This window comes from Paucibacter sp. B51 (assembly GCF_027863535.1).
Lineage (GTDB): Bacteria > Pseudomonadota > Gammaproteobacteria > Burkholderiales > Burkholderiaceae_C > Paucibacter_A > Paucibacter_A aquatilis.
Map to the genome: position 1 here is coordinate 1,916,825 of NZ_JAPIVN010000001.1, position 20,175 is coordinate 1,936,999.

General features: G+C 67.3%; 19 protein-coding genes. 11 read left to right on the forward strand and 8 right to left on the reverse strand.

The window, feature by feature from the left end; genetic code table 11:
• Positions 1–125 precede the first annotated feature (125 nt).
• From OOB33_RS08110 to OOB33_RS08120, 3 genes are all read left to right on the forward strand, one after another.
• Positions 126–2,336, forward strand: coding sequence for a hypothetical protein (locus OOB33_RS08110; RefSeq protein WP_271008314.1), 2,211 nt, complete (start codon positions 126–128; stop codon positions 2,334–2,336).
• A gap of 87 nt (positions 2,337–2,423) precedes the next feature.
• On the forward strand, positions 2,424–3,167 hold the full coding sequence (locus tag OOB33_RS08115) for a hypothetical protein (protein WP_271008315.1): 744 nt from the start codon (positions 2,424–2,426) through the stop codon (positions 3,165–3,167).
• A gap of 100 nt (positions 3,168–3,267) precedes the next feature.
• Positions 3,268–3,981, forward strand: coding sequence for a PEP-CTERM sorting domain-containing protein (locus OOB33_RS08120; protein ID WP_271008316.1), 714 nt, complete (start codon positions 3,268–3,270; stop codon positions 3,979–3,981).
• Positions 3,982–4,068: 87 nt separating this feature from the next.
• Here the strand turns inward: OOB33_RS08120 and OOB33_RS08125 are convergent, their stop codons facing one another.
• Positions 4,069–4,758, reverse strand: coding sequence for a hypothetical protein (locus tag OOB33_RS08125; protein WP_271008317.1), 690 nt, complete (start codon positions 4,756–4,758; stop codon positions 4,069–4,071).
• Positions 4,759–4,920: 162 nt separating this feature from the next.
• Between OOB33_RS08125 and OOB33_RS08130 the strand changes: the two genes are divergently transcribed.
• The 5 genes from OOB33_RS08130 to OOB33_RS08150 all read left to right on the forward strand — a co-directional run bounded on the left by OOB33_RS08130 (position 4,921) and on the right by OOB33_RS08150 (position 9,979).
• The gene (locus OOB33_RS08130) at positions 4,921–5,565 is read left to right on the forward strand and encodes a glutathione S-transferase (RefSeq protein WP_271008318.1); all 645 of its coding nucleotides are present in this window, start codon (positions 4,921–4,923) and stop codon (positions 5,563–5,565) included.
• Positions 5,566–5,712: 147 nt separating this feature from the next.
• Positions 5,713–7,581 (forward strand): signal peptide peptidase SppA, encoded by a 1,869-nt coding sequence (gene sppA / locus OOB33_RS08135; protein WP_271008319.1) that lies wholly within the window; start codon positions 5,713–5,715, stop codon positions 7,579–7,581.
• 177 nt (positions 7,582–7,758) lie between these two features.
• Complete coding sequence (gene metX / locus OOB33_RS08140; protein ID WP_271008320.1) at positions 7,759–8,901, forward strand: homoserine O-succinyltransferase MetX; 1,143 nt, start codon at positions 7,759–7,761, stop codon at positions 8,899–8,901.
• The gene (gene metW, locus OOB33_RS08145; protein ID WP_102768058.1) at positions 8,898–9,476 is read left to right on the forward strand and encodes a methionine biosynthesis protein MetW; all 579 of its coding nucleotides are present in this window, start codon (positions 8,898–8,900) and stop codon (positions 9,474–9,476) included. Before metX ends, metW begins: the two co-directional genes overlap by 4 nt.
• A gap of 128 nt (positions 9,477–9,604) precedes the next feature.
• Positions 9,605–9,979, forward strand: coding sequence for a VOC family protein (locus OOB33_RS08150; RefSeq protein WP_102768057.1), 375 nt, complete (start codon positions 9,605–9,607; stop codon positions 9,977–9,979).
• Positions 9,980–10,012: 33 nt separating this feature from the next.
• Here the strand turns inward: OOB33_RS08150 and OOB33_RS08155 are convergent, their stop codons facing one another.
• The 3 genes from OOB33_RS08155 to OOB33_RS08165 form a co-directional block, all read right to left on the reverse strand.
• A complete protein-coding gene (locus OOB33_RS08155) occupies positions 10,013–11,020 on the reverse strand; it encodes a succinylglutamate desuccinylase/aspartoacylase domain-containing protein (protein ID WP_271008321.1) in 1,008 nt (335 codons plus the stop codon).
• 17 nt (positions 11,021–11,037) lie between these two features.
• A complete protein-coding gene (locus OOB33_RS08160) occupies positions 11,038–12,927 on the reverse strand; it encodes an MORN repeat-containing protein (RefSeq protein ID WP_271008322.1) in 1,890 nt (629 codons plus the stop codon).
• 65 nt (positions 12,928–12,992) lie between these two features.
• Positions 12,993–14,327: a hypothetical protein gene (locus tag OOB33_RS08165; protein ID WP_271008323.1), complete on the reverse strand. Its 1,335-nt coding sequence runs from the start codon at positions 14,325–14,327 to the stop codon at positions 12,993–12,995.
• Positions 14,328–14,541: 214 nt separating this feature from the next.
• Between OOB33_RS08165 and OOB33_RS08170 the strand changes: the two genes are divergently transcribed.
• On the forward strand, positions 14,542–15,405 hold the full coding sequence (locus OOB33_RS08170; RefSeq protein ID WP_102768054.1) for an alpha/beta hydrolase: 864 nt from the start codon (positions 14,542–14,544) through the stop codon (positions 15,403–15,405).
• Between the two features lie 50 nt (positions 15,406–15,455).
• Here OOB33_RS08170 and OOB33_RS08175 read toward each other — a convergent pair whose 3' ends face one another.
• The 4 genes from OOB33_RS08175 to OOB33_RS08190 all read right to left on the reverse strand — a co-directional run bounded on the left by OOB33_RS08175 (position 15,456) and on the right by OOB33_RS08190 (position 18,415).
• Entirely contained in the window at positions 15,456–16,454 is a 999-nt protein-coding gene (locus tag OOB33_RS08175; RefSeq protein ID WP_271008324.1) for an AraC family transcriptional regulator, read from the reverse strand.
• Positions 16,455–16,468: 14 nt separating this feature from the next.
• The gene (locus OOB33_RS08180) at positions 16,469–17,116 is read right to left on the reverse strand and encodes a UPF0149 family protein (protein ID WP_102768053.1); all 648 of its coding nucleotides are present in this window, start codon (positions 17,114–17,116) and stop codon (positions 16,469–16,471) included.
• 59 nt (positions 17,117–17,175) lie between these two features.
• Complete coding sequence (locus tag OOB33_RS08185) at positions 17,176–17,403, reverse strand: hypothetical protein (RefSeq protein WP_102768052.1); 228 nt, start codon at positions 17,401–17,403, stop codon at positions 17,176–17,178.
• Positions 17,404–17,488: 85 nt separating this feature from the next.
• Positions 17,489–18,415 (reverse strand): DUF808 domain-containing protein, encoded by a 927-nt coding sequence (locus OOB33_RS08190; protein ID WP_271008325.1) that lies wholly within the window; start codon positions 18,413–18,415, stop codon positions 17,489–17,491.
• A 108-nt stretch (positions 18,416–18,523) separates the two neighbouring features.
• Here OOB33_RS08190 and OOB33_RS08195 point away from each other — a divergent pair, with 108 nt between their 5' ends.
• Positions 18,524–19,030, forward strand: coding sequence for a thioredoxin family protein (locus OOB33_RS08195; RefSeq protein ID WP_271008326.1), 507 nt, complete (start codon positions 18,524–18,526; stop codon positions 19,028–19,030).
• A gap of 136 nt (positions 19,031–19,166) precedes the next feature.
• Positions 19,167–20,105, forward strand: coding sequence for an REP-associated tyrosine transposase (locus OOB33_RS08200; RefSeq protein ID WP_271008327.1), 939 nt, complete (start codon positions 19,167–19,169; stop codon positions 20,103–20,105).
• Positions 20,106–20,175: the final 70 nt, after the last annotated feature.

A 20,175-nucleotide genomic window follows, 5' to 3' on the forward strand; every position in this document is an offset into this window, starting at 1 on the left:
AGGCGTCGGGCCCGGGTTGCACAACGAGCGGGCGCTTCTGCGGGAATGCGTGCTGTTGAGTTGATGGGTTACGTGCAAGCAACTTGCATTATTATATGCAACTCATTTGCATTCAATATCGATTTATGTTCGCTTGCGCCGTGTTTGCCCGCCTGCTGCGGGTCAGCTTGCTTGGCTTGCTACTGGCCGGCCTGGTGGGGGGCGCCTGGGCGCAGCATTTCGATGTCGAGCTGCGCACCGACAAGGGCCCGGTGGCGGGCAGCCGCATCGAGACCGACTTCTACGGCGACCTCGGCCTGGCCGGGCAGTTACCCATCGACGGGCTCACGGGCTATCGCCTGTTCCCGGCCTATTTTGGTGACTTTCCTGGCGGCAAATACGCCACGGCCAACCCCGGCTTTCAGGCCTTCACCGGATGGTTCGCGCCGGGGGAGCAGCTCCACTTTCGCGCCCTGGGGCGTTTGCAGCACTGGTCGCCAGCCAGCGGCAAATGGGGGGCGGCACCGGCGGGCGTCAAGATCACCTTGTTCGGCGGCATTCCTCCCGAAGTGGTGCTGGGCTACAGCACCAACCCGGCGCAATGGGCCGATCAGTACGCCTACTACGCGGCCGGCACACGCTTTGATTCGCAAGGCATTGCCGGGCCGCTGACGGCCTTGATCGATGAAACCAAGACGGGCGGCACTTTCCACTCCCACCTCGACTGGAAGATCTCGGCCAGCAGTGGCACGCCGCCGGTGGGCGCCTATCTGGTGACCTTGGAGCTGTGGTCTCCGGTCCTGATCGCGGGCCAGCCTAAATACCTGGCCTCGCAGCCCTTCCACGTCATCTTCGAGGCCGGCATCAACACGCAGCAGATGCAGCAGGCCTTTGCGGCCCGCATCAATCCGCCCTGCGCAGGCCAGACCTTGACTTGGTCGGTGGGTGAGGCGAGCTGCTTGGCCACCGTGGAAGAGGCGGCCTCGGGTGCCACGATCACCCTCGAGGACGCGGTGGCCCCGGCCACCGGCAGCGCGCGTTTTAGCTGCAGCAGCGGCCGCTGGGGATCGCCCAGCCAAGCCAGCTGCAGCCTGCCGCCTCCGCCAGCGTGCCCGGCGCAAACCCTGAGCTGGACGGTGGACGGCCAGAGCTGCAGTGCTGCCGCCCAGCGGACCGAGTCGGGGCAGAGCGTGTTGCTGAGCGACAGCCTTGCGCCCGCCGTGGGTGAGGCCCGCTTCAGCTGCCAGGCGGGGCAATGGAGTGCGCCCAGCCAAAGCCGCTGTGCGGTGCCGCCGCCGCCCGTCTGCGCGGCGCAGCAGCTGAGCTGGAGCGTGGGCGGCGTCAGCTGCACGGGCGCCGCCGGCGCTACGAACTCGGGCTCGAGCGTGCAGGTCGAAGACCGCCAGGCGCCCACCACCGGCGCGGCTCGCTTCGAGTGCCGCAGTGGGCAGTGGAGCGCGCCCTCAGCCGCCAGCTGTGCCCTGCCGCCGCCGGCGGCATGCACGGCGCAGAGCCTGAGCTGGACGGTGGATGGCCACAGCTGCAGTGCCAGCGCCGCCGCGGCGCCGTCGGGCGCAGAGCAGCAGCTGTTTGATCAAACGGGCCCCTCGGTGGGCGATGCCAGCTTCAGCTGCCAGGACGGCCGCTGGAGTGCGCCCTTGCGTGCCCGTTGCGCGCCGCAGGTCCTGGCCGCTTGCCCTGCGCAAGCCGTCAGCTGGACGGAGGCCGGTGCCAGTTGCTCGGCCCACTTGCTCGCGGCCGCCTCGGGGGCGACGCAAACCGCGCTGGACAGCGTGGCGCCGACAACGGGTCAGGCCAGCTACCTCTGCAGCGATGGGCGCTGGAGTGCCGCCGGCACGGCGCCCCGCTGCAGCGAAGCGCCTCCGCCCGCCTGCCCCAGCCGCTTGCTGAGCTGGGATTTGGGGGGCCTGGTCTGCAGCGCCGTCCTGCCCGAGACCGCGTCCGGCAGCAGCCGTGTGGCCGTGGATTCGCAGGAGCCGCTGACGGGTTCCGCCCGCTTTGCCTGCCAGCAAGGGCAGTGGAGTGGCGCCAGCGATGCCAGCTGTCAGGCGCCAGCGCCCAAGCCCTGTGCGGCGCAGGCCTTGAGCTGGGTGCAAGCGGGCGAGCGCTGCGAGGCGACGGCGCCCGCCAGCCCCTCGGGCAGCCAGCTGCAGTTGCTCGATGGCCTGCTGCCCAACACCGGCTCGGCCAGCTTCCGTTGCACCGACGGCCGCTGGAGCGAAGCGGCTGAGGCCCTGTGTCAGCCTCCGCCCGTCAAGCCCTTGCCGCCCGCGCGTGCGCCGACTTCGCCCTGGACGCCGTCGGTTCAGCTGCCCTGGGAGCGTCCGCGCCGCTGAGCCTGAGCGCGTGCTCTTGTTTTTTTGTTTGTTTGTTTGTTTGTTCGATTTGACTGACTGAGTGAGGAGTGAGGAGTGAGGAAGGGAATGATGAAAACAGGAAACCTGCTGCGAGGCTTGGGCGCCGGCCTTCTGGCTGCAAGCGCAGCGGCATCGGCCTGGGCGGCCGATCACCCTGGCGATGTGGCCGTGTTTGCCCGCGAGGGGCAGCTGAAGCTGGGCGGGCAGCGGGTCGAGGTTCAGGCCTCGACGGGCTTCAACATCTACCGCGCCGACCTCGGTGATCTCTTTCACGGCCCTTGGGCCACCAGCAACCCCGGCTTCCAGACCCAGGGCAGCGAGCGGCTCAAGCCCGGGGTGGAGATCGGCTTTGAAGGCCTGGGCGCGCTCGGCTTCTGGGACGGTGCCAGCTGGAGCCTGGCTGCGGCTGGCACCCAGCTTGCGGTGTCCGATTACCTGGAGGCGGAGAGCCTCTGGTCGTCCGCCGGGGTGAGCCCCGGGGCCAGCCAGTTGCTGGGTGAGACCAGCGCGTCCGGCAAGCTGCATGAGCACCTGGTGTTCTCGATCACCGAAGGTGCCGCGGTCGGTGCCTACCAGATCGCCATGCGGCTTAACTCCGCGGACTACCTGGGCTCGGACCCGTTCTACATGATCCTGAACCGCGGCCTGGATGAAGCGGCTTTCCTGCGTGCGCGCGAAGCCTTCATCCAGGCCTCTCCGGTCCCCGAGCCGGCCTCGGCCGGCGTCTGGTTCCTGGGTGTGCTGCTGCTTTGGGGCGTTTCGCGGCGCCATTCGGCGGGGCGCAGGGCGGACCCTTCAACTAGGGGGTGATGCGGTTCTTAAATGCAAGTGAGTTGCATAATTGACGGGTTGTTCCTGCCATCGGGTCGATCCACACCTTCCATCTGAAATCACTGCTAGGAGATTGTTCATGCTGAAGAAACTGTCCATCAAGCTGGCCTTTGCGGCCCTTGCCGTGCTGCCGGTCTGGGCCGCAGCGGGTGAAGATCATGCCGGCGACATTGCCGTCTCTGCCCTCAACGGAAAGCTGGTCGTTGGCGGCTCGCATTTTGAAACCCACGGGGTGACCGGCTTCAACATCTACGAGGCCGACTTCGGTGACCTCGCCAGCGGCCCCTGGGCCACCAAGGACCCCGGCTTTCAGACCCAGGCCGGCAGCCTGCTCAAGCCGGGCGCATTGATTTCCTTCGAGGGCTTGGGCGCCTTGAGCTTCTGGAATGGCGTGAACTGGGGCGCGCCGGCGGCCGGTCTTGGCGTGACCATCGCTGATGTCTATCAGGATGCACCGACCACCTGGAGCCTCGGCGGCGTGAGCCAGGGCGAGACTCAGTATGTCTCCGAGGTGTCCGCGGCCGGCACCATCCATGACCATCTGAAGATGTCGGTGACGCCTAACGCACCCGTGGGTGCCTACATGATCGAGCTGAAGCTGAAGTCGGACGACTACGCGGCCTCCGACTCCTTCTACATTGTCTTCAACCGCGGCCTGAGCGAGGCGGCGTATGAAAGCTCGGTCGATGCCCTGGTGGCTGCGCCGGTGCCGGAGCCCAGCAGCTACATCCTGATGCTGGCAGGCATGGGGGCGGTGGGTCTGCTGGTCCGCCGCCGTCGTTCGGTGGTCTGAGCCCCGGGGTGTTCTCGGGCATCATCAAGAGGGCCTGCCGGCATGGCGGGCCTTTTTTCTTTCGTGGCGGCGTGCTTGCGCGCCTGTTCAGGCCAGCGCCAGATCCAGGCTGCGCGCGGCTTGCCAGCGGTGCAGCTTGCCGTAGATGGCGCTGAGGCGGCGACCTACGTCCTCGCTGGCCAGGCGCCAGAGCTGGGCGATCTCGGCCGGCAGGCGGCCGAGGGCGATCAGGCTGAGCAGGTGCTGGTCGGCTCGGGTCAGCTCGTTGAACACCTGGTCGGGCTCGCAATCCAGGCCCGCGGCTGGGGTCAGGTCTTGCGCGGCGGACAGGGCCTGGGCGCGTTCCAGGCTGATGCGGCTCAGGCCCATGCTCTGCAGGGTCTGGCGCGCCAGCTCGGGTGACATCAGGGCCTGGCCGTCTTGCAGCTGGCTCAGGGCCTGAGGCAGGCTGCTGCCGCGTTCGCACTCGACCATATAGCCATGGGCGCCATCGGCCAGGGTGTCGAACAGCATGGTGTCGTGGGCGCAGGAGCTGAGCAGCAGCACCTTGGGCGCCTCGGGCAGGCGGCGCAGTTGCTGCAGCAGGCGGCGCACATGGCCATCGGCCAGGCGCAGATCGCAGGCCAGAAACTGGGCGCCGCTGGCGCGCAGGGCGGGCAGGCAATCGGTGGCGCGCTCGCTGCAGCCGGCGATCTGCCAGCGGCCATCGTCGGCCAGGGCTGTGCGCGAGGACTCGAGAGATTTGGACGCGCGGCGCAGCAGGAAAACGGAAGACATGGGCATCAGCAAGGGCAAGCGCTGCATTGTGCAGGCCTGACCCGGGGCAACAACCCCGCGATCCGGGGTGTTGAAAGCCGCTCCGGTGGCGCATCGCACAGTGGGCGGCGGCCGGCGATGCGCGTGTCGCACAATCGTCCGCCTCCACTTCCTTGATCGACCGTGAGCGTTTCCTTGCTGCCTGTGCTCTACACCTTCCGGCGCTGCCCCTATGCCATGCGGGCGCGCTTGGCCCTGCGGCAGGCGGGCGTGGCGGTGCAGGGCCGCGAGATCCAGCTGCGCGCCAAGCCGGCAGCCCTGCTGCAGGCCTCGCCCAAGGGCACGGTGCCGGTGCTGGTGCTGCCCGATGGCCGAGTGCTGGAGCAGAGCCTGGACATCATGCGCTGGGCCTTGGCGCAGAACGATCCGGCGGGCTGGCTCGGCGCGGCGCCGCTGGCCGAGCAACTGGCCTGGATCGAGCGCAACGACGGGCCTTTCAAGTGCTTGCTCGACCGCTACAAATACCCGCAGCGGCAGCAGCCACCCGATGCGCCCGAGGCGATGTTCGCAGCCGCACTGGCGCTGCAGCTGCAGCCCATGGAAGCGGCGCTGCAGCGCCATGCCTTCTTGTGCGGGCCGCGCTGCGGCCTGGCCGATATGGCTTTGCTGCCCTTTGTGCGCCAGTTCGCGGCGGTGGATCCTGAGGCCTTTGCGGCAGCGCCGGTGCCGGCCTTGCAGGCTTGGCTGCAGCGCTTGCTGGCCACAGCGCTGTTCGAGGCGGTGATGGAGAAGCTGCCCGTCTGGGACGAGAGCCCGATTGCGGGCTGAATCGATCCTGCTTCGACCCCGGGCCCCCCGATCCCTGCCTTTCGTCCCGGCCGGCAGGCCTGCTGCACAATCAAGCAGGGGTCCGGAGCTGAAGCTGGCTCAGCCGAGCCGCGTGCCGGGCCATCCTTCATTCATTTGGGAGCCTGAATGGCAGTGAAAAAGGTGTTTTCGGGCCTGTGGTGGGCCGTGGGCAAGTTCTGGTGGGTGCTGGACGCCAGCCGGCGAGCCCTGCTCAACCTCTTGCTCTTGCTGATCTTGGTCCTGATCGTGGTGAGCCTCGTCTCACGAGGCCCGGCACCTCTCGCGGACAAGACGACCCTGGTGCTGAACCTGCAAGGCCCGCTGGTCGAGCAGTTCTCGGGCTCGGCCCGCGACCAGGCCATGGCCCAGCTGCAAGGCAACCACCAGCGCCAGACCCGGCTGCGTGATGTGCTGAGCACGCTGGACGCGGCCGCGCAAGACCCGCAGATCGGCAGCGTGCTGCTGAGCCTGGATGAGTTCTCGGGCGGCGGCTTGGCCGGCTTGAGCGAGGTGGCTGCCGCGCTGGACCGCTTCAAGGCCAAGGGCAAGCCGGTGCTGGCCTATGGCGACGGCTACAGCCAGCGCGGCTACTTCCTGGCGGCGCGAGCCAGCGAGGTCTATCTGCATCCCTTGGGCGCCGTTCAGCTGGAGGGTTATGGTCGATACCGCGCGTACTACAAGGATGCCCTGGACCGCTTGGGCGTGAGCGCCAATGTGCTGCGTGTCGGCGCCTTCAAGAACGCGGCCGAGCCCTACTTTTCCAACAGTCCGTCCAAGGAAGCGTTGCAGGCCGAGGCTTATCTTTACGATGACTTGTGGGCGCGCTACACCGCGGCTGTTGAGACCGCACGCAAGCTGCCCAAGGGCAGCCTCGGCAAGAGCATCGACTCCCTGCCTGAAGCGCTGACCGCGCTCAAGGGCGACTCCGCGCAACTGGCCTTGCAAGCCAAGCTGGTGGATGGCCTCAAGACCCGCGACGAGATGCGCGAGCTGCTGATGGCGCGTGGCGCCAAAGACGACAAGGGCAAGAGCTTCCGCCAGGTTTCCATGGCCGAGTACCAGGCTTACATCAAGCCCAAACCCATGTTGGGTGATCGCGTCGGCGTGGTGGTGGCCGAGGGAGAGATCGTCGATGGAGATGCCGCTGCAGGCCGCATCGGCGGGGATTCCACCGCCCGCCTGATTCGCCAGGCGCGCGAGGACGACAAGGTCAAGGCCGTGGTGCTGCGCGTCAATTCGCCCGGCGGGAGTGCCTTTGCATCGGAAGTCATCCGCCGCGAGCTGGAGCTGACGAAGAAGGCCGGCAAGCCGGTCGTCATTTCCATGGGCGATGTGGCGGCCTCGGGAGGGTATTGGGTGTCCATGTCCTCGGACCAGGTGATCGCCGACCCGGCCACCATCACCGGCTCGATAGGCGTGTACGGCATGCTGCCCACGGGCGACAAGCTGCTGGACAAGCTCTCGGTGCACACCGGTGGCTACACGACGAACTGGCTGGCGGGCGGCTTCGATCCGCGCCGGCCGCTGGACCCGCGCCTGGCCACCACGGTGCAGCAAGGCATCAACCACATCTACGATGAGTTCACCAGCAAGACCGCGGCGGCGCGCAAGAAGAGCGTGGCCGAGATCCATGCCGTGGCCCAGGGCCGGGTCTGGACCGGCGCGCAGGCCAAGGAGCGCGGCCTGATCGATCGCCTGGGCAGTTTCGACGACGCCGTGCGTGCCGCCGCCAGCTTGGCCAAGCTCGAGGGGGTGCCCAAGCTCAGCTATGTCGAGCGCGAGATGGGTCGCTTCGAGCGCCTGCTGTCCAGCTTGGACCAGATCGTCGCGCCTTCGGTGGCTGCTGCAGTGCGTGCAGAGCTGGGCTTGGGCGACGGCGTGCTGGTGCCCAAGGCGCTGCAGCAGTTGCAAGGCGAGCTGGCTTTTGCCACCCAGATGGCCGAGCGGGGCCGACCGTTCAGCACCTTTGTGCACTGCATGTGCGCGGCGCCGTGAACCTGGGTGCCACTGCCTGGGCATGAAGGGCGGCCCTGGCGCTTGCCTATAATTGCCACTCAGCGCCGATTTGTTCCGAATTGCGGGCGCTCAAAAAATGCCGCTAAAGAGGGACTCCGCACCGCCGGCGTCCGCTTTCCCCCAGCGGCGCCGGTTTTGTTTTTTCAGGAGTCCCCCATGCCCCATGCAGGACAGCTCGGCCATGTCACCCCCCAGCGCATGGCCTTTGCTCAGCCCTTGCGCCTGCGCAGCGGCGCCGAGCTGCGCGACTACGAAATGGTCTACGAGACCTACGGCACGCTCAATGCCGAGCGCAACAACGCCGTGCTGGTCTGCCATGCCCTGAACGCCAGCCACCATGTGGCCGGTACCTACGAGGGCCAAGACAAGAGCGAAGGCTGGTGGGACAACCTGATCGGCCCGGGCAAGCCTCTGGACACCGACAAGTTCTTCGTCATCGGCATCAACAACCTCGGCTCCTGCTTCGGCTCCACCGGCCCCATGCACATCAACCCGGCCACGGGCAAGGTCTACGGCGCCGATTTCCCGGTGGTGACGGTGCAGGACTGGGTGGATGCTCAGGCGCGCGTGCTCGATGCGCTGGGCGTGCAGCAGCTGGCGGCCGTGTTGGGCGGCTCGCTGGGCGGCATGCAGGCGCTGGACTGGTCACTGCGCTACCCCGAGCGCATGCGCCATTGCATCGCGATTGCCACGGCGCCGGCCCTGTCGGCACAGAACATCGCCTTCAACGAGGTGGCGCGCCGCGCCATCATCACCGACCCCGATTTCCACGGCGGCCATTTCTACGCGCACGGCGTGGTGCCCAAGCGCGGCCTGCGTGTGGCGCGCATGATCGGCCACATCACCTACCTGTCCGACGATGCGATGGAGCAGAAGTTCGGCCGCGAGCTGCGCGCCGCCGAGCTGGGCTACAGCACGCAGGACATCGAGTTCCAGATCGAGAGCTATCTGCGCCACCAGGGCGACAAGTTCAGCGACTACTTCGATGCCAACACCTACCTGCTGATCACGCGTGCGCTCGATTACTTCGACCCGGCGCGAGAGCACGGCGGCAACCTCAGCCGCGCCTTCGCCAGCGCCCGCTGCAAATACCTGCTGGCCAGCTTCACCACCGACTGGCGCTTCTCGCCGGCGCGCTCGCGTGAGATCGTCAAGGCCTTGCTCGACAACAAGCGCGATGTCTCCTATGCCGAGATCGACGCGCCCCATGGCCACGACGCCTTTCTGCTTGAAGACCCCCGCTACCACGGCGTCTTGCGCGCCTACTTCCAACGCATCGCCGGAGAACAACAGCCATGAGCGCCATCCTGCAACATATTGCCGCGCTGGTGCCCGCTGGCTCGCGCGTGCTCGACCTGGGCTGCGGCACCGGTGAGTTGCTCGATCACCTGATCCGCCACAAAGGCTGCAGCGGCTATGGCGTCGAGCTCGACGATGCCAATCTGCTGGCCTGCGCCCAGCGCGGCGTGAATGTCATCCAGCTCAATCTGGAAGAGGGCTTGTCCATCTTCGAGGACCAGAGCTTTGATGTGGTGCTGCAGCTGGAAACCTTGCAGCATCTGCGCAATACCGAGGCCATGCTGCGCGAGACTGCGCGCGTGGGCCGCATCGGCATCGTCAGCTTCCCCAATTTCGCCCACTGGGCCAACCGCGCCCAGGTGCTGATGGGCCGCATGCCGGTGACCCGCGTGCTGCCCTACGAGTGGTACGACACGCCCAATATCCGCGTCGGCACCTATGCCGACTTTGAGGTGCTGGCGCGCAAGAACCGCCTGCGCGTGCTGGACAGCTTCGGCATCCAGAACGGCCAGACGGTGCGCAGCTTCCCCAATCTGATGGCCAGCATGGCGGTCTTCAAGTTCGATCGGGGCTGAGGAGAGGGAAATCGTGAGTCGCGAAGGATGGGCGTTGTTCGCCCAAGGCGGTGCTGACTCCCGATTTACGAATCGCGATTCAAGCTTCACTATTCACGGTTCCAACCCTTCCCCATGAAAGGCTCACCATGATTGGCTACACGACCCTCGGCACGAATGACCTGCCCCGCGCCACGGCCTTTTACGACCAGCTGTTCGCGGTCATCGGCATCCAGCGGCTGATGACCTTCGACCGCGGCTACGCCTGGGGGCGCAGCATGGACCAGCCGGGTTTTGGCCTGCTCACCCCATTTGATGGCCAGCCCGCCAGCGTGGGCAACGGCGTGATGATCGCCCTGGCCGTGGACAGCGAAGAGAAGGTGATCGCCCTGCACGCCAAGGCGCTGGAGCTGGGCGGCCAGGACGAAGGCGCACCAGGCCCGCGCGGCGGCGGCTTCTTTGCCGCCTACTTCCGTGATCTCGATGGCAACAAGCTCAATGCCTTTTGCATGAAGCCTGAGTAAAGAGCCGGGCTTGCGGCTCCGGTTCGACGAACCTCAGCCCTCCACCCGCCCCAGCCTCACCATGGTGTTGCCCGGCAGCCCGTGCTTGAGGCTGGGCATCACCAGCACCGTGTTGGCATAACGCGTTTTGAACACGGTGTCGCCGTCGCGGGCGAAGGCGGTGCCAGCTTCGGGGATGATGTCGAGGCCGCGTACCGGGCCCGGCAGGGTGAAGTGAAAGTCGCGGCTGATGGCGGTGATGGCTTCGTCCACCCGGATGGTGCGCTGGCGCTCGGGCAGAGGCAGGCGCAGGCGCGGCTCAGCCCAGTCGGCGCTGACCATGCCGGTCAGGCGCAGGAAGCGCACAAGGCCATCAACGGCCACCTCGGCCGAGCGCTGCTCCCAGTGCTGGCCGCATTCGATCAGCAAGGCGTTCTTCGGGCTGGCCGGGTCGCCAAAGCCGCCGCGGTCACGCATGCGCAGGCCCGAGGGGTGGCCGGTGTCGATCAGCAGCTCGCCGGGCATGCCCAGCTCGCGCGCGAAGGCGGCGCCCTTGTCGAGCAGGCCGCAGACCATCAGCGGCCGGCAGGCGTCCTGCATGGAGTGGATGTCGAACAGGTGGTCGGCGCTGTCCACAAAAGGCCGCAGGGCGCGGGCTCGGCGCAGCTCCAGCGAGTCTCTTGCGCCGAACAACTGCTCATCGCTCCAGACGCGGTTCAGGTCTTCGTCCACGCAGCGTGCGGCATGCGGATCGGCGGGGTTGAAGCGGGCGTAGGCCTCGACATTGCCGAAGCTCAGGATCAGCCGCCCCTGCAGCGGCTGCAGCGTGCGGCCCATGCCTTGCTGGAACAGCCAGTCCAGAGCGATGGCGCCGCAGAGCTCGTTGCCATGGGTCAGGGCTTGCACCATGACCGTGGGGCCGGGGCGGCCCGATTCCAGCACATGGACGTAGTCGACGCCGCTGGCGCCGCTGCCGTGCCGGTAGGGGCGGATGTCGGGTGGGCTCAGCTCGACCGGGGTGTCGCTGGCTGCTGTTGCTGCTGCTGCGGTTGGGGCGCTCATGCCGTGCTTGTCCATGCTCATTCCTTGCGGTGCAAGGTGCCCTCTTCGGTGCGTTCGTCGGCCTGGAACAGGCCTTCCCAGCGGTCGCCCGTGGGCCAGTGGAAAACGCCCTGGCCATGCTTGACACCGCCGACCCAGGCGCCGACGTAGCGCTCGCCGCTCTTCCAGAAATAGCTGCCCTGGCCCTGCGGCTTGCCGAGGTGGAACTCGCCCTCGTAGCGGTCGCCCGAGGCCAGCTCCATGCGCCCCTGGCCATGGGGCTGGCCGGCCTGGATGCTGCCCTCGTAGCGGTTGCCGTTGGCATAGCGCAGCACGCCGCGGCCCTGCGGTTCGGCGCGCACATAGTCGCCCTCGTACTGCTGGCCATTGGCCCAGCGGTACAGGCCCTTGCCATGCGGCAGGCCCTGGCTGATCTGGCCTTTGTAGACATCGCCGCTGGCAAAGCTCAGCTGGCCCACGCCCTCGGGGCTGCCGTCGACCACGCTGCCCTCGTACTGATTGCCGTTGGCAAAGCTGAGCTTGCCCTGGCCGGTGGCCTTGTCGGCCACCCAGTCGCCGACATAGCGCTGGCCATTGGCCCAGATGAATTCGCCCTTGCCCTGGCGCACGCTGCGCACCAGGCTGCCGATGTAGACGTCTCCGTTGGACCATTCGACCCGGCCATTGCCGCTGACCACCTGGCCCTCTTCGCGCACGAACTGTCCCTTGTAGCGGGTGTCACCGGCGCGGATGTCCATCTCCTGCGGCGCCGGCTTGGCTGCCTCGGGTGCATTACGGCTGGGTGTGGCCTCGGGGCTCGGGCTGCTGACGGCGTTCTTCACCGCACCGAGGGCGCCGCTGATGACGGCGCCCAGGCCGCCTGTGCTGGCCTCGCTGCTGGCGGCCGCCGTCGTTGCGGCCGTCGTGGCGGCTGCTGTTCCTGCGGCGCCTGCAGCACCCGCCACCTTGTTCGCACCCTGGGCGGGTGTGGCCGGGGCGGCCGCAACGGCGCTGGGCCGCGGCGCAGGCGGTTTGGGCAGCACGGACTGGAAACTGTCCGGCAGGGCCACGGCCGTCCAGGGCGTGCCGCGTTCGCGTGCCAGGGTCTGGATGAAGGCATTGGCGTTGTCCAGGGCCGCGTCCTTGCACAGGGTGGTGGCGCGCCGCCAGGCGGTTTCCGCGATCAGGGACTGAGCCTGGCGCTCGGTCACCGGCAAGCCGGGCGCTGCGGTGCGGAACTTCTGCGTGAACTCGCGCGCTTTCTCGAAGATGGGCGCGCAGTACTCGGCGTTGTGGGCGTCGATCTCGGTCTGCTCGCGGCGGCGCTGGGCGATCTGCTGCTGGCTGCCGGTGCAATGCTCGGCGGCCAGGTCCCACATGGTCTCGGCCTTGCTGTAGAGCGAGGCGGCATCGGCAAAGCGGCGTTCGCCAAAGGCCTTGGCCGCCAGTTCCTGCAGCGAGGCCGCATCGCGGTGCGAGAGCTCGCATTGCGAGCCGGCCGCCAGGCGCTCGGCCACCGCAGCGCGCTGGCGCTCGTTGTCGCTGAGGGCGCGCTGGGCGCGCTCCTGGGCCCGGCCGTTGCAGCCCAGGGCGGCCTGGGTCCATAGCGAGATGGCCTCTTCATAGGCCTTGGCCAGGTCTTCCAGCGCCTTGTTTTGGGCTTGCGCCGTGGCGGCGCGCAAATCGCTGCTCATGGCCTTGGCAGTCAGGGCCGAGCAACTGGGCGGCGGTGGCGCCGGAGGAAGGGCATCGCTTGCCGCCGAGGCAGCGCTGGCGGCTGGAGCCGCGCCGGCCGGCGCGCCCACGACCGGCGCCGAAGCGGCGGCCACGGCCGGTGCTGGCGTTGGGGCTGGCGCTGGCGCAAGCGCTTGAGCCAGGCAGGTGGCGCTGCACCAGGGCAGCATGGCCAGGCCGATGAGACGACGCACATCACCGGCGCGCAAGCGCGCGAGAGCGCGAGGGGGGAAACCGAGGGGCTGCGGCAAAGGATGCGTCATTTTTTGGCGGGGCCGGAGGCCATGGGCATGTCCAGCATGGCGTCGATCAGACCGCGTGCGAAGCGGCCTTGGTTCATGTCTTCAGGGCCCGAAAAGGAAAAAGCGGCGGGCGCCGAGGCGAGCGGCATGGCGCCGATCTCAAACAGCAGTTCCTCGGGCTTGAAGCCGTTGAGGATGGCTTGCACCTCGTAGCCCAGGCCTTTGGCATCGGCCAGTTTGCTGAGCGCGTCAAGACGTTCGGCGTCGAAGGCAAAGGCATTGCTGGTGAAGCTGTTCTCGATCAGCTTTTGATGCAGGCGAAAGCCGCCCAGGGGGTTGCCGCCGAGCTTGGCCACGCGTTCGAACGCCCAGGCGTCGGCGCGATCAAAGACCGTGGCGCCCACGCGTGCCACGCCGGACAGCGAGCCCCGGTTGGCGGCCGCCGCCTGCAGGGCATTGACCACCTGCTGCCGGGTCAGCTTTTCGGCGGCATCGGTCAGCCCTTCGCGCAACTTCTGCGCCGCCAGACTCTTGCCTTGCTCGATCAGCTGTTGTTTGAGCACTTCGGTCACCACGTTCTGCGCCGCGCTCTTGGCGGCAGTCACGGCAGCTTCGGCCGCCATCGCCGCCCCCTTCAAACCCGAGGCCAGGGTGACCAGGTTGTAAAGCGTGCCGACGATCTTGCTGCCGTAGTGAAAGGTCTTCATGCGCGCGCCGCCCTCTTCGGACAGGCCCTGCGTCCACAGCACGGCCCAGAGCGCCTCGTCTTCGGTCAGCTGCACCTTGGGCACTTCCAGCGAATGCATGCTGAGCAGCCAGTGGTAATCCTGCACCTCGGGCGTGCTGGGCGGGGCAAAGCGCGTGTAGCCGCGGCAGACTTCGAACGGTGTGATCACATGCTGCTTGCCGGTGGACAGCACCACGGAAAAGGGCTGGCCGCGGTCGCGAATCTCGGCCAGGCCGTTGAGCATCTGTTCGGTGTCCTCGGTTCTGAGGCCGGCCAGCACCACCACCTTGTCACCCAGTTGCAAGGGCGAGCCGGGCGCCACGGCCACCACGGTCAGGCGCTCGTCCACATTGAGGGCCCGCACCCAGGCCACGCGGTCGTTCTCGGCCCAGCCGTTGCTGGTGGCCAGGGCGAAGGGCAGCTCCCATTGCTTGTCGCAGTCGGGGTCCTTGAGGGCGGCGCTGCGGGCGATGGCCGGGCGCACCGCTTGCTCGCCGGCACCAAAGGCGCGGATATTGCCGAGCAAGGTCTCATTGACCGGGCGACCATCATCCACGGTGTACTTGGGCGCCGACGCGCAGGCCGTCAGCAGCAGACAGATGAGCAGAGACAGCAGATTTCTCATCGCATCAAATCCGGGTCAAGGAGTAACAAAAGTTTGCAGTGTAGGGGGCCGAGCTGGCGTCAGAATCGGGGCCGCCCTGCCCTTGAGCCATTGTTCATCGGCCTTGGGGCGCGGACGGCATGCTCGCCGAGTTTGATGACGCTTCCCAGGTAGTTTTACCGCCCCGGGCAAGCCCTGGGGTGGCCTGCGTGGGGCCCTGCCTACACTGAGCCGCATGCGAACTCTGAGAACCGATGATGGCATCCCCCTGCACTGGCGGCAGTGGAGCAAGCTGGGCCTGGAGCCAGCCCGTGGCACCGTGCTGTTGGTCCATGGTCTGGGAGAGCATGTGGGGCGCTACGAAACTCTGGCGGCCAAGCTCAACCACTGGGGTTGGCATGTGGCCGGTTATGACCAGCGCGGTCATGGAGCTTCCGGCGGCCCGCGTGGCGATGTGCCCGATGCCGAAAGGCTGCTGCAAGACCTGGGCTTGGTGATCGACGAGCTGCGCGCCGATCGGCAACTGGGCCGCGGTCCCTTGATCCTGTTGGGACACAGCATGGGTGGCCTGGTGGCGGCGAGATTCGTCGCTGGAGGTCTTGCGGCCAGCAGCGGCGGTCAGCTGCCCATGTGGTTCCGCCCGGTGGATGCCCTGGTGCTTTCTTCGCCCGCCTTGGATCCGGGCATGTCGGCTTTCCAGCGCCTGCAACTGCTGCTGGGCGAGACCCTGGTGCCGCATCTGGCCGTGGGCAATGGGCTCAAGACCCGCTGGATTTCCCGCGATGCCGTCGTCGTGCAGGCCTATGTCGACGACCCGCTGGTGCACGACCGCCTGACGCCCACCTTGGCTCGCATGATTGTCGATGCCGGTGAATTGGTGCGTCAGCACGCCGCCGATTGGGTGGTGCCCACTTTGCTGCTCTGGGCTGGCAGCGACCGTTGCGTTGCGCCCTCCGGCAGCGCCGAGTTTGCGGCCGCGGCCCCGCCCGCCATCCTGCGCGCCCAATGCTTTGGCCCGCTCTTCCACGAAATCTTCAACGAACCTGAGCGTGAACAGGTATTCGCGGCTCTGGAGTCGTGGCTGAGCGGCCGCTTCTGAGTCGCAGACGCCCGGCGCGCTGCGGACGGCCGGGCCTCAATCCGCCGGTTTCAGGCAGCCTTCACAGGCAGGCACAGTTCGCAGCTGAAAACGCCAGTGCTGGGGTCGTACTCGGCGCCGGGCGGGTAGCGTTCAAACACGGGGCGCCCGTCAATTTGCAGGCCGCTGCCGGGCAGCCATGCGCGCAGAAGTTCGGTCCAGGCATGGCTGAAATCAGCCAAGGTGCCGCGGAACTGGGCCACGGCATAACGTCCGCCGGGCAGGTTCTGGATGCTGGCCGGGCTGCGCGGCACAAAGTCGGCGTCGACTTCGACGCAGGCGTCGTAGCGGCATTTGTCGGCCTTTGTGACGTGCGGGTCGTCATGGCCGATGCCGTAGCAGGTTCGGCCGATCAGACCCTGCGCCTGCTGCCAGGGCAGCACGGTATTCATCCAGAACTGGTGCACGCCGAGGCCGTAAGGGCCGATGTGACGCAAATAGGCAACCCGGCTTGCGGGCAGTTGTTGGAGACGGACTTGCATGGTGCTCTCTGAAGTGAAACAAGAAGAGCCTGCATCATCTTCAGCATGCGCTGTGTCGGCCTGATTGAGATTGCGCTCCCACTGATCCAGATTGCTCTGCAGCGCCGCGGGCGGTCGATGACGGCGCGTCTGCTGCTCTCTGGAGGATGCCAGGTCGCGCGCCCAGCGCTGCGGGCTGTCCAGGCGCCAGGCGCTGGGCGTCTGGCCGAAGCGCAGCTTGAAGGCGCGTGCAAACGCTTCGCTGGAGCCAAAGCCCACGGCCAGGGCGACTTCCAGCACCGAGCGCGGCTCGGGCTGGGCCAGCATCAGGGCGGCCACGTCGAGGCGGCGGCGGCGCAGGTAGTCGCCCAGGGTTTCGCCCATCCAGGCCGCGAACACGCGGTGGAAATGAAAGGGCGAGAAGTGCATGCGCTCGGCCAGGCTGCTCAGGTCCAGCGTTTGGTCGAGGTGTCGGTCGATGTGATCGAGCAGCGCGTTCATGCGCTGGGCGTGGCGCAGCCGGTGAGCGGCGCTGGAGTCGCTGGGCATGCCGAAGCGGTGGTTCAGCCCTGGCGGGCCTTGCGCAGTTCCCAGAGCTTGAGCACGTTGTCGAGCACGGCGCGGCTCAGTTCGTCCTTGTGCTTCAGGTCGGCCAGCTGGGCGCGCTGGGCCTCGCTGAGCGTGGACTCGTCGCCCCCGAGCAGGGCGATGGGCTCCAGCAGCGGGCCACTGACCGCATCCTCGAACAGCGGTGCCCAGGATTCCGGCGCCAGGTCTACCGCGGTCAGGAAGCCGATGGCCCATTCCTCGGCATCGACCAGATCACCGTCCTCGTCTTCTGCGACGCTGAAGATGGGCTCCCACAGTTCGGGCTTGGCATTGAGCTGCCATTCGATCGACTGCAGATGGCGCAGCACCAGCAGGGTCACGCGCTTGCGCTGCTTGCCGCTGACGAAAGGGTAGTTCTCGGATTTGCTGCCGGCTTCGAGGTCATCCCCGTCGCCGCCCCAAACGGTAGGCAGCCACGCGGCGCCGGGCAGGTCGGCCAGGCGCTGCGGGCTCAGCAGCAGGCCGGCCAGATAGCCGTCGAGTGCTTCGATGTTCATCGCCGCCTCGACCGGCAACTTGATCAGCATGTCGTCCAGCGTGGACAGCTCCTCGTCGTTGAGGGGCAGGTGGTCGGACTGAGGCTTGTATTGGGGATATTCCATGGCGCGATTGTCGCTGCTTCGGCTGCGCTGCGGCAGCCGGCTTCAGTGCGGGCCTGGAATCAGAAGCGGCTGCGCGCCTTCTTGCTGTCGAACTCCAGCAACTGGGCTTTGAGCAGGGCCATGAGCACGCGAGCATTGGCCTCGGTCAGGGTCAGGATGGTGCTGGGCTCGATGCCTTCGACCGGGGCCTTGGGGCTCACCAGGGCGTCGACCTTGAGCAGCATCTGGCCGTGGATGTTGTTGGAGGCGGCCTTGAATTTCTGGATTTCGATGGTGTACGTCTTCATGGGGTCGAATCCTAACCGGCGGGGCGGAAGCTGGATGATGCCAGCCTCGTACCCGCTGCGCGACCCGTGCGGTCGAGGCCGGCGATCAAGCCTGGTTTTTGGCGCTGAAGACGGCGCGCAGCCGTGTCACGACCGTCACCCCGGCCAGGCACAGCGCACCGGCCGCCAGGCCCACAGCACCATCGAACAACAAGGGGCCCAGCCAGGACAGGGCGCCCAGGCTCTGCGCCAGGGCTTCTCCGGCATGGTGCAGTGCGGGCAGGCCGTGGCTGAGAATGCCGCCGCCGACAAGGAACATGGCCACCGTGCCGGCCAGCGCCAGGCCTTTCATGAGCCATGGGGCGGCCGAGAGCAGCATGCGGCCCACGCTTTGCTGGAAGGCACCCGGCCGGCGGCTCAGGTAAAGGCCCGCGTCATCGATCTTGACGATGCCCGCGACGAGACCGTAGACCCCGGCCGTCATGGCCAGGGCAATGCCGCTGAGCACCAACACCTGTGTGCTGAAGCTGGTACCGGCCACGGTGCCCAGGGTGATGGCGATGATTTCGGCCGAGAGGATGAAATCGGTCCGGATCGCCCCCTTGATCTTGTCGCGCTCGAAAGCCACCAGGTCCTGGTCCGGGTTCAGGGCGGCTTCGCTCAATGCCTGGTGCTCCGCCTCCACCTCGGCGGCGCTGTGCAGGAACTTGTGAGCGAGCTTCTCGAAGCCCTCGAAGCAGAGGTAGGCGCCGCCCAGCATCAGCAGCGGCGTCACGGCCCAGGGCGCCCAGGCGCTGATGGCCAGGGCGGCCGGCACCAGGATGGCCTTGTTCAAGAAAGATCCCTTGGCCACGGCCCAGACCACGGGCAGTTCGCGTTCGGCCGAGACGCCGGCCACCTGCTGGGCGTTCAGCGCCAGGTCGTCGCCGAGCACGCCGGTGGTCTTCTTGGCCGCCACCTTGGACAGCAGGGCCACGTCGTCGAGGATGGTGGCGATGTCATCGATCAGTGCCAAAAGGCTGGAAGCGGCCATGGGTGCAAAGTTGCCTTGTGTTGGGTTGGGTGCAGATACGGCGAGGCCGCTTTGTACCGCATTTGCCGTGGCACACTGCGCCCTTTTCTAGCACAGGGATTGCCCACCATGAAAAAGACCGCCTTCGCCCTCGGCCTCTTGAGCAGCCTGATGTTTGCCTCGGCCGCCCATGCCCAAGCTGTGGCGCCTGCGGCCACGGCGCCAGCGCCCACCGTGGCCAAGCTGGTTTACAACGAGCTGGCCGATGCCCGCGCCGAGTTGAACCAGGCCCTGGCTGCCGCGCAGGCCCAGCGCAAGAACGTGCTGGTGGTGTTTGGCGCCAACTGGTGCGGCGACTGCCTGGCCCTGGACCGCAAGATGAGCGCCGGCAGCCTGTCCGAGCATGTGGGCAAGCGCCTGGTGGTGCTCAAGGTCAATGTCGGTCGCTTCGATCGCAATGTCGACCTGGCGGCACAGATCGGCGTGTCGCTCAAGAAGGGCATCCCGGCCGTGGCCGTGCTGGCCAACGACGGCAGCGTGATCAAGGCCACCAACGGCGGTGAGCTGGCCGACGCCCGCAATATGGGCGACGAGGCCGTGCTCAAGGTGCTGGAAGGCCTGCACAGCAAGACCTGACCCCGGCGCCTGCCGGGCGGTGGCGCGTGAGTCCGGTGGGCTGTTTTCGAAGCCAGCTCACTGGCCTGTCACCGGCTTGGGGGTCAAGCCTTGCCTGCCACCTTGTCTTCTGCACCATGCTCACCTAAGTTGATGCATGGCACGTCCTCCCCGCATCGAGCTCGCTGGCGCTGTGTACCACCTCAGCTCACGCTGCGATGCAGGCGTGCGCGCCTTCGAAGATGACGCCGACCGCCGCAGCCTGCTGGCGCTGATCGCGCAGACCATGCAGCGCTTTGATGCCCAGGTGCTGGCCTACTGCCTGCTGCCCGATCACTTCCATCTGCTGCTGTTCACCCGCCAGGCCAATCTCTCGCGCCTGATGCGCCATCTCAACGGCGTCTACACCCAGTATCACAACCGCCGTCATGGCAGCGAAGGGCCGCTGTTCCATGGCCGCTTCAAGGGCGTGCTGGTCGATCGCGAGGCGCATCTGCTGGACGCCTGTCGCTACGTCGAACTCAACCCCCTGCGCCTGGGCCTGGTTCGCGAGCTGGCCGACTGGCCCTGGTCCAGCTACCGGGCCCATGTGGGCATGGAGCCGGCACCGGCCTGGCTCGACGCCGATGGCCTGCATGCCTATGTGCTGGGCCGCGAGCTGCGCGGCGCCCTGGACCGCCGCCGCGCGGCCGACCGCTATGCCCAACTGCTGGCCAGCGAGCCCGATCTGGCTTTGTGGCCGGGTCGCTTGCGGCAGCAGATCTTTCTTGGCGATGCTGCCTTTGTGAAGCGCATGCGGGCCGCGGTTCGTGCCGCCGATCAGGCTGAGCGGGCCCAGGCGCGCGCCAAGCCTGCGTCCCAGGGGCGGGCTGATCCAGCGGCTCGACTTCCATCCACTGCGCGCTCGAGAGCCGCCACCACGGATCGGCCGCCCTGGGCCGAGGTGCTGGCGCACAGCGGCTCGCGCGAGCAAGCGCTCTACCGCGCTCACACCGAGGCCGGTTGGAGCATGAGCGCCTTGGCGGCCGAGCTGGGCTTGTCGGTCTCGCGCGTCAGCCGTTTGATTTCAGGCGTGGAGCGCGGCCTGCTGTCGTGACGGTCGCGTGGCGGCTTCCGCGCCTGATCAGACTATCCCCGCCTGCTGTGGATAAGTTCGTGGGCAAGCT